At 58.5% G+C, this 16,610-nt stretch carries 12 protein-coding genes; 5 read left to right on the top strand and 7 right to left on the bottom strand.

Features of this window, described 5'->3' with window-relative positions; all coding sequences use genetic code 11:
- Positions 1-443: 443 nt before the first annotated feature.
- From EJ074_RS16580 to EJ074_RS16560, 5 genes are all read right to left on the bottom strand, one after another.
- Positions 444-1,637, bottom strand: coding sequence for a GIY-YIG nuclease family protein (locus EJ074_RS16580; protein WP_129553610.1), 1,194 nt, complete (start codon positions 1,635-1,637; stop codon positions 444-446).
- Positions 1,630-3,696 carry a DEAD/DEAH box helicase gene (locus EJ074_RS16575; protein ID WP_129553609.1) on the bottom strand — a complete coding sequence of 689 codons (2,067 nt, stop codon included), beginning with the start codon at positions 3,694-3,696 and terminating at the stop codon, positions 1,630-1,632. The genes EJ074_RS16580 and EJ074_RS16575 overlap by 8 nt, the downstream gene beginning before the upstream one ends.
- Entirely contained in the window at positions 3,693-6,452 is a 2,760-nt protein-coding gene (locus tag EJ074_RS16570) for a DNA methyltransferase (RefSeq protein ID WP_129553608.1), read from the bottom strand. The genes EJ074_RS16575 and EJ074_RS16570 overlap by 4 nt, the downstream gene beginning before the upstream one ends.
- Positions 6,453-6,542: 90 nt before the next feature.
- Positions 6,543-7,580: a hypothetical protein gene (locus tag EJ074_RS16565; RefSeq protein WP_129553607.1), complete on the bottom strand. Its 1,038-nt coding sequence runs from the start codon at positions 7,578-7,580 to the stop codon at positions 6,543-6,545.
- On the bottom strand, positions 7,577-8,617 hold the full coding sequence (locus EJ074_RS16560; RefSeq protein WP_129553606.1) for an adenylosuccinate synthetase: 1,041 nt from the start codon (positions 8,615-8,617) through the stop codon (positions 7,577-7,579). The genes EJ074_RS16565 and EJ074_RS16560 overlap by 4 nt, the downstream gene beginning before the upstream one ends.
- Before the next feature lie 120 nt (positions 8,618-8,737).
- Between EJ074_RS16560 and EJ074_RS16555 the strand changes: the two genes are divergently transcribed.
- On the top strand, positions 8,738-9,361 hold the full coding sequence (locus tag EJ074_RS16555; RefSeq protein ID WP_129553605.1) for a hypothetical protein: 624 nt from the start codon (positions 8,738-8,740) through the stop codon (positions 9,359-9,361).
- A gap of 936 nt (positions 9,362-10,297) precedes the next feature.
- Here the strand turns inward: EJ074_RS16555 and EJ074_RS16550 are convergent.
- A complete protein-coding gene (locus tag EJ074_RS16550; protein ID WP_245454708.1) occupies positions 10,298-11,668 on the bottom strand; it encodes a serine hydrolase domain-containing protein in 1,371 nt (456 codons plus the stop codon).
- Between the two features lie 350 nt (positions 11,669-12,018).
- On the opposite strand from EJ074_RS16550, the gene nthA reads away from it, so the two are divergent.
- Positions 12,019-12,666 carry a nitrile hydratase subunit alpha gene (gene nthA, locus EJ074_RS16545; protein ID WP_245454707.1) on the top strand — a complete coding sequence of 216 codons (648 nt, stop codon included), beginning with the start codon at positions 12,019-12,021 and terminating at the stop codon, positions 12,664-12,666.
- Positions 12,666-13,322, top strand: coding sequence for a nitrile hydratase subunit beta (nthB, locus tag EJ074_RS16540; RefSeq protein ID WP_129553604.1), 657 nt, complete (start codon positions 12,666-12,668; stop codon positions 13,320-13,322). The genes nthA and nthB overlap by 1 nt, the downstream gene beginning before the upstream one ends.
- 524 nt (positions 13,323-13,846) lie before the next feature.
- Here the strand turns inward: nthB and EJ074_RS16530 are convergent.
- Positions 13,847-14,680, bottom strand: a complete 834-nt coding sequence (locus EJ074_RS16530; RefSeq protein WP_245454706.1) for a thermonuclease family protein — start codon at positions 14,678-14,680, stop codon at positions 13,847-13,849.
- Between the two features lie 127 nt (positions 14,681-14,807).
- On the opposite strand from EJ074_RS16530, the gene EJ074_RS16525 reads away from it, so the two are divergent.
- Both EJ074_RS16525 and EJ074_RS16515 read left to right on the top strand, forming a co-directional pair.
- Complete coding sequence (locus EJ074_RS16525) at positions 14,808-15,011, top strand: KTSC domain-containing protein (RefSeq protein WP_129553601.1); 204 nt, start codon at positions 14,808-14,810, stop codon at positions 15,009-15,011.
- A 265-nt stretch (positions 15,012-15,276) separates the two neighbouring features.
- Positions 15,277-16,167, top strand: a complete 891-nt coding sequence (locus EJ074_RS16515) for a DNA ligase (RefSeq protein ID WP_245454705.1) — start codon at positions 15,277-15,279, stop codon at positions 16,165-16,167.
- Positions 16,168-16,610 lie beyond the last annotated feature (443 nt).

Here is a 16,610-nt window from a genome sequence, read left to right as displayed (position 1 = left end):
GCGGTGTGCCGGGCTCCGCAAATTCCGAATCCATGTCTTTTCTCCTTAAAGGAGCAGAGACGACGGAGCCGGGAGGAAGGGCTGCGCAGTGCATCTCCGCCCCGTTGAACCAGGGGGGTGAAAATGCAAACCGGCAGCGCTCTGCAGAACTTTCCAACCTTAGCAACTGCGGCCTAACTAGCCTGCGTTTCGGTTGTCACGTCTGAAGCACTCCACCATGAGACGGCGTTAGCCGTGCGTCAGCGTTTCTCATCGGTGTTGCTGCTGTTCTTTTAGGCTGGCGTGCGTCACACGTCCACCCTCGCTTTGTTTCGGAAGCGTTCACGGAATGTGGTCAACCAGCAGCGCCTGGAGGGATCACGCGCCCGTGTGCCGCGCCGCTGCTGCACAGCCGAGGTATATGCGTAGGGGTGGCGGCAGAGGCGTGCGGGGTACGCTATCAGTTAGACGCGTACCAACGCAGCGACATTTGGGTCATAGACATAGTCCGCGATGGTGCCACTTTTGATCTTCTCGACGGCCTCGTCGATGATGAATAGCGGGACAAGGAACCATTCGCGCGGAATAACGGGATGGCCAAAGCGGTCCTTGATCTCGATGTCGAGGCGGGCCGGGTCGAAGATGCGGTGAATCAAGTTTTCAAGCCGGGTGCGGTTGATGTTGTAGAGCGTATAGGTGGCGACGATCTCCACGTCAGCCAGCAGGAAGGTCGGATCGAGTTTCGCGTTGGCGACGCGCGTTTTCACATCCCCGCCGGTGACGCCGATCTTGTGCAGCACGTCACGGCGCCCAGCGACAACCGGGTTGTCGGATTTGCTGCGCAGGACGTAGATTGTACCGCTGGCAAGGTCCCCTTGTTCGCTCTCCCCGGCGAACAGCGGCCCGGCCGTCGGGTCGGTGATGCGCCGCCCCGCCTCGTCTTTGTACAGTGCGCGCTGGAGCGACCGGCGCAGCAAATTGCTTTGCGTCCCGTTGGAATAGATGACCCGCAGACGAGCGTCGTATTCCCCATTTGGGGCTTTGAAGGTTTCGCCAACTTCGGCAACGTAGGCGATCTGGCCGCCAAGAACGAAGAACTGGCCTTCCGTGATGTCCGCTTTCAGGAAACCGGCATCCTTCACAAACGAGCGGGTTGTCCTGACGCCGGTGTCGAGGTCGCGCTGAACGTTGGCGAACAACGGCTTGAACTTCCCAAAATCCGGGCAGGGATCGCGGTTGGCGATCTCCTCCGCTGTACGCTTTTCAGCGCTGGCACGTACATGCCGCAGCTCCGTGATGTCGGACGATCCGGCCACACCCCCCAGTTCGGCGAGCAACTCGTCCTCGCCCATTTCCTCTACCGGGCCGGTGACGACGACCTCCTCGGGGGCAAGTAAGTCCTGCCGGTCGAGCGACAAAAGAAGCGAACGGCATTCCTCCAGCGCGCGCAGCCGGTCGAGGCGCACGGCGTAAAGCCGCTCGAAGATGTCGCGGTCCTCGCCGTGCTGCGGCGCGCGGCCATGCTGCTCGGCGAAGCGCTGGATTTCGTCAAATCCGGCGATGATGCGCTCCTCGCGCGGTGAACGCCCGCCCTTCTTCTCAGGGACGGCGAAGTCGTCGAGTTCGGCGCGGAGATCGTCGAGGTCAAGGTCACTCATAGCGGCCCTCGTCCTTGAAGCGGACGAAGGCAGCGGCGCCTTCGGCCATCCGTTTCTCCCAAGCGTCAGTGGAGCTGATGGACGGGAGCCGTCCGCGTTCCTTCTTGAATTTCACGGCGCGCACGGCGAGTTCCTTGGCCTCATCCGGCGTCAAGCTGGTACGCTTGCCGGCGATGGCGGCGGCAACCTGTTTCAAGCTGTCCTCGCTCATGGTCTTGGCGAGGATGGCATAGGCTTCGCCGAACGGATTGATGCGGTCGATCAGATCGATGTCGAGTTCGCGCACGTCCATTGCGAACTTGCGCACGCCGTCGATCAGGGCGGTGTTGGATGGCGGTTCATCACTCCCGCCACCCCCACCGCCAAGCGCGATCTGCTTGGCCTGCTGCGTCAAATTGAGCGCAGCGATGGCGTGCTGCCGCACCGCCTCCTGATCCTCCTCGCCGAGTCCAGGGTACTTGTCCTTGATGATCTTGCCCAACCTGACCTGCGTCAGTTCCTGCGGCACCAGTTCCTCGTCGAACAGGCCGCGTTCGATGGCAGTCTTGTCCTGAACGAAGGCGGCAATGACCTCGTTCAGATCCTCCCGGCAGATCCGTTGTCCCTCCTTGCTCGTCGGCTCGGCGAGGCCCTTGATCTCGATTTGGAACTCGCCGGTATTTTCATTGAAGCCGACATTGCACTTGTTAGGGTCATATCCGCCCTCGCCGTAATTGAAGCCGGGAGTCGGGCCGCTCGTCGGGTTCTTCGGCTTGAACTCGAAGCGCGGCGCAAGCACCTGCTCCATCAACAAGCTGGCGGCGATGGCTTTCAACGTATCGTTGACGGCCTCGGTGACGACCTGCTCGGAAGCGTCCGGCTCGGCGATCAGGTTGGTGAAGCGGGCGCGCATCTTGCCACGCGCGTCGCGGGTCGCGCGTCCGATGATCTGCACGATCTCGGTCAGGCTCGAGCGGTAGCCGACCGTCAGCGCGTGTTCGCACCAAATCCAGTCAAAACCCTCCTTGGCCATGCCAAGGGCGATGATGATATCCACATGGTTGCGATTGTTCTTCTGCACCGAATCCTTCAGCGCGGCGGAGACCTTGTCGCGCTTGGCCGGATCATCATCGACAAGATCAGCGATGCGAAGGATGCGGCCGTCCTTTGCCTTGACCAACTGGAAGCCCGTGGCAGGATCGGTCCCCTGCCACGCGCCCAGTTCCTCGATGATATGCTCCACCTCCCTGATCTTGTCCTTCGTGCTTTCGCGCGAATTAACGCTCGGAATGTGGATGATAGTTTTCTCACCGGGGTCGAGGACTTTGAGAATGTCGTCGGCATAGGCACCGGAATAGAAGAAATAGCCGATGTCGAGCGATTTCAGATATTCGTAGCCGTTGAGCTGCTCGTAGTAGGTGTAGGTGACGGTATCGAACTTCTCCTCGTCCTGTGGAGCGAGAACGGGTACGGCGTCGCCCCGGAAATAGGACCCGGTCATGGCGACGATATGCACTTTGTCGCGCGCGATGAGCTGCCCAAGATGCTGGCCGAGCCTGCTTTCCGGGTCGGCGGAAACATGGTGGAACTCGTCCACGGCGATAAGCCGGTCGTCAAACTTCTCGATGCCGAATTTCTCTACGGCGAAGCGGAAGGTTGCATGGGTGCAAACCAGCACCTTGTCGTCGCCTCCCAGAAAGACGCCAAGGGAATTGACCTTGCCGCCATTGTCCGAACCAGGGGCATTGCAAAGATTCCATTTCGGCTCCACGGCCCAGTCGGCCCAGAAACCGAACTTGCTTAACGGCTCGTCGTTGAAGCTGGCGCCGATGGATTTCTCCGGCACGACGATGATGGCCTGTTTCAGGCCCTGATTGGTCAGCTTGTCGAGGGCGATGAACATGAGCGCGCGGCTCTTACCCGACGCCGGGGGCGATTTGATGAGAAGATATTGCTCACCGCGCCGCTCATAGGCGCGCTCCTGCATCGGCCTCATGCCGAGCGCGTTGGCCTTAGTCGAGGAGCCAGTACTGGCATAGGAAACCGAAACGGACGGGACTGTTTTCTTTTCGTCGGTCACGCGCTTGCCCTCGCCCTTCCTCTCGCGGCCGACTTCGGCGCAGCGGTCATTTTTGTATAAAGTTCAAACAGCCTCTCCAGCCGCTCCGTGTCATTGCGGAAGCGGCGACCAATATATATGCGCTCCAGTACCTCGTCGTTGCGCTCGTGCGCCTCGCGCAAGTCGGCGGGCATGTTCTCCGGGTCGTATAGGTCGGCGATGGTCGCCGGGAAATGCCCCTCGCGCGTCAACAGGATGTCCTCGGCACAGCGGGTCAGGTCGGCCTTGTTCTTGTCGGTGAGTGTGGGGACCGGAAAGGTGTTCCATCCGAGGGTATTGGAATACGAAAACCGCATCTCAAGACGAACACAAACCGCCCCGATCCAAACCCAATGGAGGCGCGACGCCACTAGTGAGAGGTGCCAGAGAGGTGCATCGTAGAGCGCGAAGCACTTATTCGAGAGAACAGACTGGTTGTCGAGCAAGTCGACGGGAAGAAATTCGCGGTTTTCGGAGGATACGACAGGGATAGCGAAGAACTGCTGTCGGGCGCTGTTCATCTCACGAAACTGGTGGGGACGGTTGACCATGCCGTTTGCAACTGCGTCGCCCGACTCGGATCGCTTCTCTGCGCCAACTCTAATACGCTGGTCGATGTCCTTGACGGCAAGCGTTGTCGGATCAGGCTTTTCCTCAAACCAAAAGCAGTATCGCGGCTTGGCGTTGATTACTTCCGTCGATCCGTAGAATTTTCGGACAAACCTGCTATCCAGACCAGCCGCGACATAAGCGTCTTTCGCCTCTCGGTCGAAAAGCAAGTGTTCCGAAAGGCCATAGTAGTTTCCCTTGACCATCGGATAAATTGCCGACAGCGGTTTTCTAGAAGCATATACCCAGAAGTTATCTTGGGCCAACAGGTATGCATTTATGTTATCCGCCGAGATGCGGACATCGCCATCAAATATGATCCGCTCTCCCGCGTCCTTGCCTGCACCCACGATGACAACCGTTACTCCTGCATCGTTGCGCGCAAGGTTACTCCACTTGAACGACCGAACTGCGAAAGCGAAGCGCAGTCCGTCGTCAAAGAGTGCTTTCCAGAAATTGGACACATGCTGACCTTGAGCCACGCTATTTGTAGCAACAAACGCAAACCTTGCTGCGGTGTGCTTTGAATAATCGTGCGCTTTGAAGAACCACCCGCAGACGTAGTCGAGCAAGCCCCAGTTCTCGATCCGTCCATCCAACAGTGCCTTGAGATCGTCCTTCTGTGTCGCTGTCTTCCTGGCATTCCCCTTGTACGGCGGGTTTCCGCAGATGTAGGTCTCACCGCCCTCATTCTCGAAGTCGATCTGCGCCTGATCGAGCGGCGTATGGAACAAGTCATCGGCCTGAAACTTCACGCCCGTTCCGGTCGGCGGGCAGACGCTTAGCCAGTCCAGCCGCAGGGCATTGCCGCAGGTTATCCAGTTCTGCGCATCGAGCGGCAGAAACTCTGCGAGAGCTTCCTTTTGGCCGCGATATAGAACGTCGCACTGAAACTCTGCGATGATGAGCGCAAGACGTGCTACCTCAGCAGGGAAGTCGCGCAACTCGATTCCACGGAAATTGGTCAGGGGAATCTCGGTGCGCCGGTCTGGCTCGCCGCGCAGCTTATTGATCTCGGCTTCGATCTCCCTCATTGCCTTGTAGGCGATGACAAGGAAATTGCCCGAGCCGCAGGCCGGGTCGAAGACTCTGATCTTCGCCATGCGCTTGCGCAGGTTGAGAAGCGACCGGGCATTGTTGCCGGCCTCCTCAAGCCGCTTCCGCAGATCGTCGAGAAACAACGGATTGAGGACTTTCAGGATGTTCGGAACCGACGTGTAGTGCATGCCGAGCGCACCGCGCTCCTCATCGTCGGCGACCGCCTGGATCATCGAGCCGAAAATGTCGGGGTTGATCTTCGTCCAGTCGAGATTGCCAATGTGAATGAGGTAGGAACGGGCTATCTTGCTGAAACGTGGTACGTCGATACTGCCCGAAAAAAGCTCTCCGTTCACATACGGGAAGGTGTCGGCCCACCTCGGCAGATTAGCCGCCTTCCGTTCGGCGATCTTCGTGTTCATGGTGAGGAACAGCGTGCGGATGACCTCGTGGGTGTTCGACGAGTCGCGCGCGCTCATCTGCTCGACTGTAGCCGTGAACAGGCCGGTGCCGTTGAAGATGTCGGTATCCTCGGCGAAGAAGCAGAAGATCAGCCGCGCCATGAAATGGTTCATTCCCGCTCGGCGCTCGACGGCATCCCAATCGGGGTTTTCTTCCAGCAGCGTACGGTAGAGCCGGTTCAGACGGCCGGTGGCTCTGATGTCGAAAGAACTCTCTCGTATCTGCTTGACGGTCGTGATGCCGGCGAGGGGCAAGAAGAAGCCGAAATGATTCGGGAAATCGGCATAGGCACAGGCAACTGTTTCGCCGCTCGCCAGGTCTTCGGCCTCAAAGGTGTCTCCGTCTGTCGCCAGCACGAATTTCGCCCTGGTCCTGGCCGTGGCCGGGCTGGCTTTCAGCACGCCAAGCGTCGCTGTGACTTCGCCAGGAGCGGCCACGGCGATATGGATGTTGCTGGTCTGAAGCACGCCGCCGGGAAGGTCGGACTTGTTCGACGCGCCCGCCCGCAACTTCTTGATCGTCGTTTCCTTGTTGCCGAAGGCTTGCAGGAAGGCGAACGGAAACTCGACAGGTTCGAACGGCTGCTCGGCGAGGGCCGATATGGCTTCCTCAATCTCTACGGCGTTCATGTGTTCAGGCCATTATTGATTTCTTTGTCCAACATGCACGGGGGTTAGTTGGCGGACGTAGGACAACCGCCTACCCGTGCGAGCAAGTTGCTATTTGTTGGAGGCGGCGTTGGCCGGTGACCGATTCGCTCCCATTGACGCATCCAATTGCCGCTTAAGGTCTGCAACTCGATCTTTCAGGACTTGCACATCCTGAGCAAGTTGGTAGCGCGAGCCTCTGAGTTCTGTTTGCGCGTCAGCCGCAAATTGTTGAGCCCCAGCAAAAAGTTGCCAACAGGTAATCACCAGTCCCGCCACGCCAATCGCGCCAGCAACAGTGGCAATATTCAAAACGTTACGCGTCCACTCAGCCTGCTTTCGCATTTCAGCAATTGACAGTTCTATCGCGTGCTGCGGTGGGCCATTACCCGTGGCCTCGGCTAAATAATTGTCCAGCGATTTTCGCTTGTTTTTTGAAGCGGGAAATGGCGGCTGACAATTAACCGGATCTGGAAGCCACGATATCTCATCTGGAGCTTTTGCCGGATTTTGCCAGCTCAATTTTGTAAATTCAAAATAGACAATACCCTCTCCGGCGGTAATGTCGTACGGCTGAGTGGTGAAATTATGGATTGGTATTGATAACCTACCATCGAAGCCAGGGTCTACTAATGGTCCAGTACCTACAAGCAAGCCGCGATATACGTCCCGTATCAACAAGTTGAACCTTGCCGCGATGTACGATGGCATTCGAAAGGTTGGTTCCAATGTCAAAAAACAAATGGAATTGGGCGCGATCTGAACTGAATCACGGACGCAAGATTCCGTCTCACGCTTCTTCGGATCCGCGGAGAGATAGAAACGCTCTACGTGACCTTTGTCATTCCTATATCTGACCGGCCCTTCAGCGGCGACCAAATAGGTCGCAGGCTTGATCAGGCGCGATGCATCGAAGGGCTCAATCATACCCGTAACCATCGCGTACGTGGCCAAATGGCCCGCGTTCAGCAAGGCGGGCTCAATCTTGCCCGCGTACGGATCAAACTCGTCAAAAAGGTCATGGCGCCCGTCGGCGGAAAGTCTCGATTTGGCAACGGCCTCGGCCAGCACCGCAACCTGGTTGTGAAACGCTTCCAAGCTGACCTTCATACTGCATACCTAAGGTTTACACTCGAACGAGGCTCGAGTGATGCCGCCCCAAAGCCGAGAAGGTCAATCTGTCTGCCCATATCGCGCTCGACTTGAATTAAGAATTTTTGGCTACGCCAAGTCGGACTGTCTTGGGCGCCGGGGGGATCAATGTAGTCCATGTGGTTCATTACGACTCGATGCGGCCTGTTGCTGTTTATCGCTCGCTTCACAATACTTGGATCAAATCGCCCGACTCGGCGCACGCGATGAGTTGCCGAGGTCAACTCGACGAAATCGGGCGCCAAATGGGCCTCTCTCGCAAGCTCTGGCCAAGAGATTTCGTTAGGCAAAGGACCCGAGTTTCCGCCAACGCGGATTGGAAAGGCTCTAAGCACCAAAACTACGTCGTCGACGTCATGGGGGGCCAACCCAGCTTCGGAGACAAATCCAGCTGCCGTGGTATCGCGGCTAGTCGCGTACGGAAACTCGTGGGAATGCCAGATGGATAGGGCAAATCCCTGTGTGCCCTCTATGACGACGCGCTCATTGCGATCTAGCAGGCCCCTCAAATAGGCCGCCGAGTCATGCTCGATAAAGTTCTGCAGTTCTTTGACATCTCGTGCCAGGCGGTGCGCAGAGGTGCGCGACAAGCGCTCCATCAGGGCTGCGCCAGTGCCCGAGGCGGTCGAGCCAATTGAACTCATGAGTGCCAGATCAGCTTCCTTATTAATATGCTCACGAGTGATGATGGAGGCATTACCGTCGATTCGTAGGCGGTCCGGACTCACGCTCAGCCTGGCTATTTCGCGTTGCAGTATGTGCAGGTCGATCAGGCTACCCGCAGGCAGGACAATTTGCACATCCGAGCTTACCGCGCCCGCAGGCAGTTGACGCAACGTGATGAGTTCACCTTGGTCGTTGACCGCACTATGGCCCGAATTTGGGCCACCGACGCGCACGACTGCAGCCGCGCCACTTGTTCTGGTAACGTAAGCGGAAACCTTGCCTTTGCCTTCCGAGCCGTACTGCCCGCCGACTACCACTGTAACTGGCATAGGATTCTCCGCTTGCTCTCGCCGGGTTCTAACTCAATTGCCAGCCTCCGGAAAGGCTGGCCGGATTTTGAAAGATACGGGAGGTTACTAGCGGTCGGCTCATTGCTATACACTTGCAGCATGGCGACAAAAGGCAATAGCATTCGAACCGCAATCGGACCCACTATCCTACTGGGTTCAGGCAATTTCTTCGACTATGAAGACCCGGAAAACAGCCGCGTCACCCTGGCGGATTTGGCGTACAGTTTGGCCTTCACTGGAAGATTTTCCGGCCAGTGCGTAAGTCGGCGCACCGGCAAGCGCGTTTTCTATTCGGTTGCCCAGCACTGCGACATTATGAGCAGGCTCGCCCCAGAGTCCCATGCTTATGCCGCGCTGATGCATGAAAGCGGCGAGGCCGTGTGTGGCGATTTGAATACTCCGCTTAAGTCCAAATTGCCCGAGTATCGGCATATTGAGAAGCATTGCTCCAGCGCGATAATGGCAGCGTTCGGGGTCGACAACTTCGACCACGCCCTCATCAAAACCTACGATGTGAGATTGTGGGCAACCGAACGCCGTGATCTGTTGAATTGGGATGGCCGGCGCTGGGCCGAAGACGACGATGCCGAACCATTTGACTTCGAAATAATCCCTCTAGGCCCATACGAAGCTGCGGAGTCCTTTCTAGCGAGGTTCAACGAAATCGCTCCGAAGACGATACGTGACCGAGAGAATACCCAAAATGGAGCAATGAAGCTCTAGCATCCACGCGGTCACCGTGCGGTCACCGTTTCGCCGTTTCGCTGCGGTACGCGCCAGGTCGCTGGAGTATCGTTCCGTTCACGAATCGCAGCCCAGATGAATACCGGAAGAACGGGCACTCTTACGTACTGGAATGAAATCGACGATATTCTGCTGGAATACCTTAACGGTGTAATTTTTGCCTTGCCAAACTGGGGCGACAACGCGATTTCATGTCGCGTAGTGTTGTGCTCTACCCGTCCTTACCGTGCGAACACTATTTGCACGGAGGTCAGCAGCAGGTTACCAGCAGGTCACCGCCGAGGTTACGCAGCGCCCGTTAGAGTCGATTATCTTCGGATTTGGAGACCGCGGCAAGCCGGCCTTGAGCGCGACGGGCAGTGATTCCAACCTGCGTAGGTTTGTGCTCTACCCCGACTGAGTCGCGTCAGGGTGAACGCGAGGCTCCGGGCCAGCATCGGCGAACGATGTGTCTGCTCTGTCGCCAAGATGGAAGCGGCCGAATCCGCTAGTCATCATGTGCCGAGACGGGTCTTCAAGCAAAGGGTTTGCTGCTACCCGCACCTGCCTAAGCGGAGCATCGCGGCAAGCAGTCTGAGCGCGGCAAGCGTATCGACCATCGACTGCCGATTTCGATTGCTTTGCCGCTATAATGCCCGCCGCGCCAGATCGCCTGAAGCAATCCAGGAAATTGGTGGCAAGAGATTAGAGTCCGGCACCGAGGCTAAAATCTTGGACCATAATGTCGCCACTGGGTATTGGCGATGGTACCCGCCGCCTACCCATAGGGCGGAAGGGTTCAGGACAAAGGCGAATCCGCCAACGACGACCAAATGACGGGCATGGCCCACGCCTGTTAGTCTAAGAGCAAGGTTGCTATCGGCCACCCGGACGGCACGATACGCCCTCCGTCCGCGCAGTTTCTGTTGGCGAGTCTCAGACACCTGTCAGCGCACTATGGACGAGTGCGCGCAGTTCTTTGCGCACCGGAATGGCGCTCGAAGGCAGCAGTTGCGTGAAGAGAATGACAACCATGTCGTCGATCGGGCTCACCCAGAAGAAGGTGCCTGCGGCCCCGCCCCAGCCATAGTCTCCGACCCGCGCCGAAATTTGTGCCTTGGCCGGATCGAGGACGACGGAACCCAACAGACCAAACCCGACGCCGTCAAACTGGGTCTCGGCCCAGACTTCGGTTGCCAACGAGGCAAGATCGCCCGGCAGGTGATTGCACGCCGCCAAGCTCAAGGTGCGGGGACTGAGGATGCGCTCGCCATTGAATTCACCCCCACCCCGTAGCATCTCAGCAAACCGCCAATAGTCGTCGATGGTTCCGACAAGCCCGCCGCCACCGCAGAACGTATCGACCTTGCCTTGCCGCCACGCCGAAACCTCAGGCCTTTCGTTCAAGGCCATGCCGCCCGCAGTCACCTCGTACATCGGGGGGAAGCGGCTGATCTCGGAGTCCGGCACAGAGAAGCCAGTATCGGTCATGCCCAGGGGCTCGAAGATCCGCGTAGCGAAGTATTTGTCGAGCGTCATGCCGGAAACGACTTCAACTACGCGCCCGATGACATCGGAGCCAGTGCTGTACTGCCACCTCGTGCCAGGCTCCCATTCCAGCGGCAACTCGGCGATCCTGCGAACCATCTTGTCGAGCCCGCCATAGGCCAAGGCCAAGCCGAGCGTTTCCTTGGCATAGGCTTCGCCGAGCAAGCGGGGGTTTGTAAAAAGGCTCAGGCCAGATTGGTGGGTCAAGAGATGATGGATCGTCATCTTCGTTTTGACAGGCACCGTTTGGTCGAGCGACGTTGCGTCCGGTATCAGAAGTTGCACGTCTTTGAATTCCGGCAGATAAGCCTCGACCGGATCGTCGAGATGCACCCGCGCTTCCTCGTACAGCGTCAACAATGCGACGGCCGTGACAGGCTTGGTCATTGAGTAGATGCGGGCGATGAGCTCGCGCTGCCAAGGCCGCGTGGCCTCCACATCGGCATGCCCGGCGCAGTCGAAGTAGGCGAGCTTGCCATGCCGCGCGATGAGAACCGCGCCGCCAGGCCAGCGCCCGGCGTCGGTGTAGCGCTGCATCCATTGCTTCAATCGCGCCAGCCGCGCCTTGTCGAAACCAAGGTCCGTAGGATCACCAATCGACTCGCCAGCCAGCTGACTCATCGCCCAAACGTCCTGTCGCTGGACAAAGACCTTTGGCAATCCTGAACGCTTCCCGCATTGTTGCCAATAGTTGCCTGCCTGAATATTTGAGGCGCGCATGAACCAGCGCGCTTCATAGGCCCCGCGCGAACTGCGCATATTTGGACCCGCGTTATGGCGGTTGCGATTTCCCGTCCGGCAAACCAGTCGTCGACCATGTTGGTCATCAGTAGGAGTATGCCTCCAGTCCCACCGATCACTCGGCCGCCAATCTGCAGGTCCAGAGCGTTGAGGCCGTCATCAGCATACGTGAGACCTTGCCGCCCGCGACCCGGATCAGCATGAGCCGCGCGCGATATCGGCGACTTCCGTTCCGAATGACGACGCGCGCAAGGCCGCGCGAGCTTCTTGATGGGAGAAGCTCGTGGCACGGCGGTGCTCTTTGTAACCTTCTGGAGCCCGTGATAAATTCCGCGCCCGAACCGAGGTCCTAAAATGGAGAGGGCGTGGTGACGAGTTTCGATTCGAAAAATCTTTCGATGATTCATCACGATTTACACGACCACTTGCCCTCCGAACCGGCTTTGAGAGCGAAGGCTCTCGAGAGCCTCCTGGTAGAGAAGCGCTTGGTCGATCCGAAAGCGATGGACGCATGGATCGAGATGTATAAGGAGGAGATCGGACCCAAGCGCGGCGCGAAAGTTGTGGCGCGAGCATGGAAAGATCCCGCTTTTAAAGCGCGCCTGCTGGCAAACGCGACGTCGGCAATCGACGAGTTCGGCTTTGCGGGCCACGGAACGGGTCATCTAGACGTGGTCGAGAACACTCCTGACGTTCATAACCTCGTCGTCTGTACGCTTTGCTCCTGCTATCCGTTCTCCATACTGGGCATGTCGCCGGCATGGTACAAATCCAACGAATACAGGGCGCGCGCCGTACGCGATCCTCGGGGTGTCCTAAAAGAATTCGGGGTCGACCTCGAAGACACCGTAGAGGTGCGCGTCTGGGACTCGACGTCGGAAAGACGATACCTCGTACTGCCGCAACAGCCAAAAGGCACTGAGAGCTTGGATGAGGACTCTCTTACGCGGTTGGTGACGCGCAATTCGATGATCGGAACTGAAAGGGACCTCTGGCAGTCGCAGAGGGACCGCTGATGGACGGCATACATGACCTTGGTGGGCGGGAAGGGTTCGGCTCGATCCAAGGCACGAGCGATGGGGAGCCGTTCCATGAACAATGGGAAACACGTGCTTTTGGATTGGCGCAGGCGGCCGCTGGCGATAGCGACTGGTCGATAGACTGGTTCCGACACTGCCGCGAGTTGATCGTTCCGGCGGATTACCTGACGCGATCCTATTTCGATCACTGGCTGCTCACCCTTACAGCGCAAATGATCGACGCGGGCTATATTACCTTGGCGGAGCTCAAATCGGGGACATCGATGTTCACGCCTCAGCCAGGATTGCCGCCGGAGACGGCGGAGGACGCCAGAGCCTATGTCAAGAACCCGCGCAGCTACGCCGTTGAAATCGAAGCTCCGCCATCATTTGCCTTAGGCGAGTCCGTACGCGCAAAGATATCGGGGCGATCGGGACATACTCGTCTTCCCGGTTATGTGCGCGGCAGAAAGGGAACGATCTTCGCCCGTCATGGTGGCCATGTCTTCCCGGATGCGTCTGCGCGGGGCGAACAAAAGGCGGAGCACCTTTATACGATTAGTTTCGCTGCGTCGGAACTGTGGCCGGAAGCGATGGACCGCCGGGACCGGGTTTTTGTTGATCTTTGGGAGGGCTATCTTGAACGTTCCTGATCCAGGCTGGGGGCCGTTGAGGAAAAGAGATGACGAGCCAATCTTCGCTGAACCATGGCAAGCGCAGGCAATGGCAATCGCCAATCTAATGATCGGTTCGGGAACGATTTCGCAAATAAGATGGGCGGAAATCTTAGGTGAAGAAGTCCGCCTGGCGAACCCTGCCGGGAGTGCCGACGATACCAGCACCTATTACGCAGCCGTGCTGGCTTCTCTCGAACGTATTCTGGACGCAGGGGGACACGTTTCATACCAGGAACTGGCACGCCGACGAGACGAATGGCGGCGAGCACACTTGCATACTCCTCACGGGCAGCCCGTTAGCTTGGCCGCTGCCGACTTATGGGAACTTTGCGCGGGTCGCCCTTGGGGGGACCCGAAAGGTCACACTTGATCCGTCGCCCTTACATGATGGAGGTCGCTCTTCCATGAAGATGGACCGCCGCCTTCGGGCAATAGTCTCGACCGTCGCAATCCGGCCGGCTGAAATGTCGCGCGCGGTCCGTCGGTTGTAGCATTTGATCCTAGCACAGCGTCTCGCAGGCCACCCCGTCGCTGTCGCGGTCGAGCTTTCGGCCCCACGAGCAGTTGTGCAGATACCACTGTGCTTCGTCGCACGAGCTGATCTGAGAGCAGTAGCGGCGCGGCGCGCACGAATAGCTCCCGCTTTGCGCCACCAACTTGCGATTCATGATGCCGAGAGGCTCGCTCGTTGGAGGCTGACTGTCACCGTGCGATGCGCGCCAGTCCCACGGATCTTGGAACTTCCCGCCCCACAGACCGACCTTCGCCGCTTTTGCCTTCGTCTGCTGCGCCGCATAGGCGCCGTGGCTGTACCGCGGCCAATCGACCGCCTGGCCATGCTCGACCATCCACACGGCCACGCTGGTGCCGTCAGCGCGCCGACAGTTGCCGACATAGCGGTGATAGCGGTCCCAGGTCACGAACGTGCATTGGATCGGCCTCGAGGCGGCCAAGAAAGTGTCCAGTGCCTCGGCCGATCGCCGGCCGCAAGGGTACTCAAAACCCTTGGTGTCGTCGCAGTATTGCTTGCTCTCCGGCGCGTCGATCCCGTTGAAGCGTATCCGCTGCCCGTGGACTTCGATCGTGTCGCCGTCGATCACCGACGCGACGCCAGCGATCGGCGCCGGCTTCGGGCCGATCAAGTCCGATAGGTTGAGCTCCGGCAGGCTGTCGCTGTGTCGTAGGACGGTTTGGGCGGCCAGCGCGCCAGCCGCAGCGACAGTCACGAAGATCAGCCGTCGCGGCACGCTCGCCCAACGCAGGGAGCGCGAGCGCCGCGCGCCGCTGCGCTTCCGCCACTGGTCCGACCGGTTGTCGTAACGAGATTTGTCCAAGCCCCTCTCCCCGACGGAAGAATGCGCCGAAACCCCGCCTGGTGTCCAGATGAGACGACAAGGAACGTTAATGTCATCTCGAAGTTGATTCACAGCCCACGCTCTGGAGAAGGAGCGGGATACTCTCATGCCGTCCACATCGATCAGAAAAACAAAATACGATCCGGCCAGCCGTGTTCTCTCGGTCTGGTTCGTGGCCAGCGGCAAGCACTACGAGTTTGAAGAAGTGCCGCCGGAGACTTATGCGGCGTTCCGATCGGCGTTCGTCAAAGGCCGTTTCTTCAACGACCATATTCGCAATCGCTTCCGATACCGTCACATCCCAGACTAGGCGTCCATTTCAAGCGGCTCATGTTTTGGCCGCTCATGCCAGATGACTTGCCGCAAGTCCCGCCGATCGACTGCTTGCCCACACGTTGGGCAGAGGTGGAAATGATGCGCCTCCGTCTGCGGCTCGCGTCCGTGTCGCGTCCCGGTGATCGGCGGCCCGAGATCCGAAAGCTTGGTCATGACCACTAGTCCATCGACTTTGCTAAAATACGAAGAGCCGGAACGCGTTCGACGGCTTGAATCCGGCGGTTCGGAGTAGCAAGTCTATGCGTAACGCCCGCGAGCGGCCGAAGTTCATCAGGCCGCTGAAGCCAGGTCGAGACGCCACCAGTCAGCGACGACTGGCTGAACGAGATCAAGTAGGACGGTTTCGGACCCAGATCATCCTCGATTTGGCCGGCGCCCGCGCTTTCTCCCGAAATGGCTTCGACTGGTCCACGCGCTATTGGCCGATCGTGGCCACGGCGGAGAAACTGCCAGCAAGGGCTTTTATTCTCGACGGTAAGATGATCGCGCCCGAACCCGACGGCCGGCCCAACTTTCAACAGATGCACTCGCGGATGACCTGGAACGCCGAACAGCTAACAGCTTGCATTCGTGGCTTTCGACATTCTGCACCTCGACGGCCAGGATCTTCGCTCGCTGCCAGCGATCGAGCGCAAGGCGAAGCTATGGGACCTGGTCAAACCCGCCAAGGGGATCTCCAGTACAGCGAGCACGTCGAGGGCGGCGGAGCTGCATTCTTCGAAGCGGTCGAGAAAATGGGGCTGGAGGGCATGGTCTCGAAGCGGCGGGGAAGCCCCTACAAGACCGGCAAGCTGGACTCTTGGGTCAAAACGAAGTGTTGGGAACTGGGGGAGTTTGAACTGCTAGGCATTCGACGCGAGTCAGGGAAGCCCGCAGCGGCGATCATGACGCGCAATGGGCGCTACGCTGGCGCTGCGGCCGTCACGCTGCCCAGCGGGCTTCGTGAACGGCTCTGGCAGCGTGTGCAGGCAGACAGGGCAACCAAGCCGTCGAAGCGTGTCCCCAGAGCCTTTGCCGACGACGTCGAATGGGTAAAGCCGGGCATCACCGGCCGAGTGAAGTTCCTTCGCGGGGAGCATATCCTGAGGCATACGTCCCTTGAGGGTTTCCGCGAGGATTTGATAGACTAGTGCTCGACCGGCTCTGGAAGTATTACCCAGCGTTCGCGCCGATGGACCTGGATCACGCTACCCTATTCGTCATCCCACCTTTCTGACTTCCTGCGAATTGAAGCCAAACCTTGACTGAACCAATGGGTCAGATACTTTCAGGTTCGTGCTTTGAAAAAGTGGTAGCGCGGCAGAAGCGGTAATCACGATCAATCTCAGCAGACAGCCACGCCCGTTTCCCAGGATCGGTGCCGGCATTTCCGCTTGCAGTGCTACCATGCTAATCCGGGATTTCACAATCAGTATAGAATTGCCATATGATACCAATCTACATCGGGTATGATCCGCGCGAATCCCGAGTTCTCGACGTAGCACGATGGAGCGCCTACCGGCGAACAAGCACGCCGTTGCAGATACGGCCCCTCGTGCTTAAAGACCTTGTAGCCCAGGGAATCATGAAGCGA

The organism is Mesorhizobium sp. M3A.F.Ca.ET.080.04.2.1, assembly GCF_003952525.1.
Classification (GTDB): Bacteria; Pseudomonadota; Alphaproteobacteria; order Rhizobiales; family Rhizobiaceae; genus Mesorhizobium.
This window is presented reverse-complemented; position numbering and strand designations above follow the sequence as displayed.

Bases quoted from the DNA above. Each gene is read 5' to 3' on its own strand.
- EJ074_RS16555 (WP_129553605.1), top strand. From the start codon at position 8,738: ATGGCGACAAAAGGCAATAGCATTCGAACCGCAATCGGACCCACTATC.
- EJ074_RS16580 (WP_129553610.1), bottom strand. From the start codon at position 1,637: ATGAGTGACCTTGACCTCGACGATCTCCGCGCCGAACTCGACGACTTC.
- EJ074_RS16550 (WP_245454708.1), bottom strand. From the start codon at position 11,668: ATGCGCAGTTCGCGCGGGGCCTATGAAGCGCGCTGGTTCATGCGCGCC.
- EJ074_RS16515 (WP_245454705.1), top strand. From the start codon at position 15,277: ATGCGTAACGCCCGCGAGCGGCCGAAGTTCATCAGGCCGCTGAAGCCA.
- EJ074_RS16525 (WP_129553601.1), top strand. From the start codon at position 14,808: ATGCCGTCCACATCGATCAGAAAAACAAAATACGATCCGGCCAGCCGT.
- EJ074_RS16570 (WP_129553608.1), bottom strand. From the start codon at position 6,452: ATGAACGCCGTAGAGATTGAGGAAGCCATATCGGCCCTCGCCGAGCAG.
- EJ074_RS16565 (WP_129553607.1), bottom strand. From the start codon at position 7,580: ATGAAGGTCAGCTTGGAAGCGTTTCACAACCAGGTTGCGGTGCTGGCC.
- EJ074_RS16560 (WP_129553606.1), bottom strand. From the start codon at position 8,617: ATGCCAGTTACAGTGGTAGTCGGCGGGCAGTACGGCTCGGAAGGCAAA.
- nthB (WP_129553604.1), top strand. From the start codon at position 12,666: ATGGACGGCATACATGACCTTGGTGGGCGGGAAGGGTTCGGCTCGATC.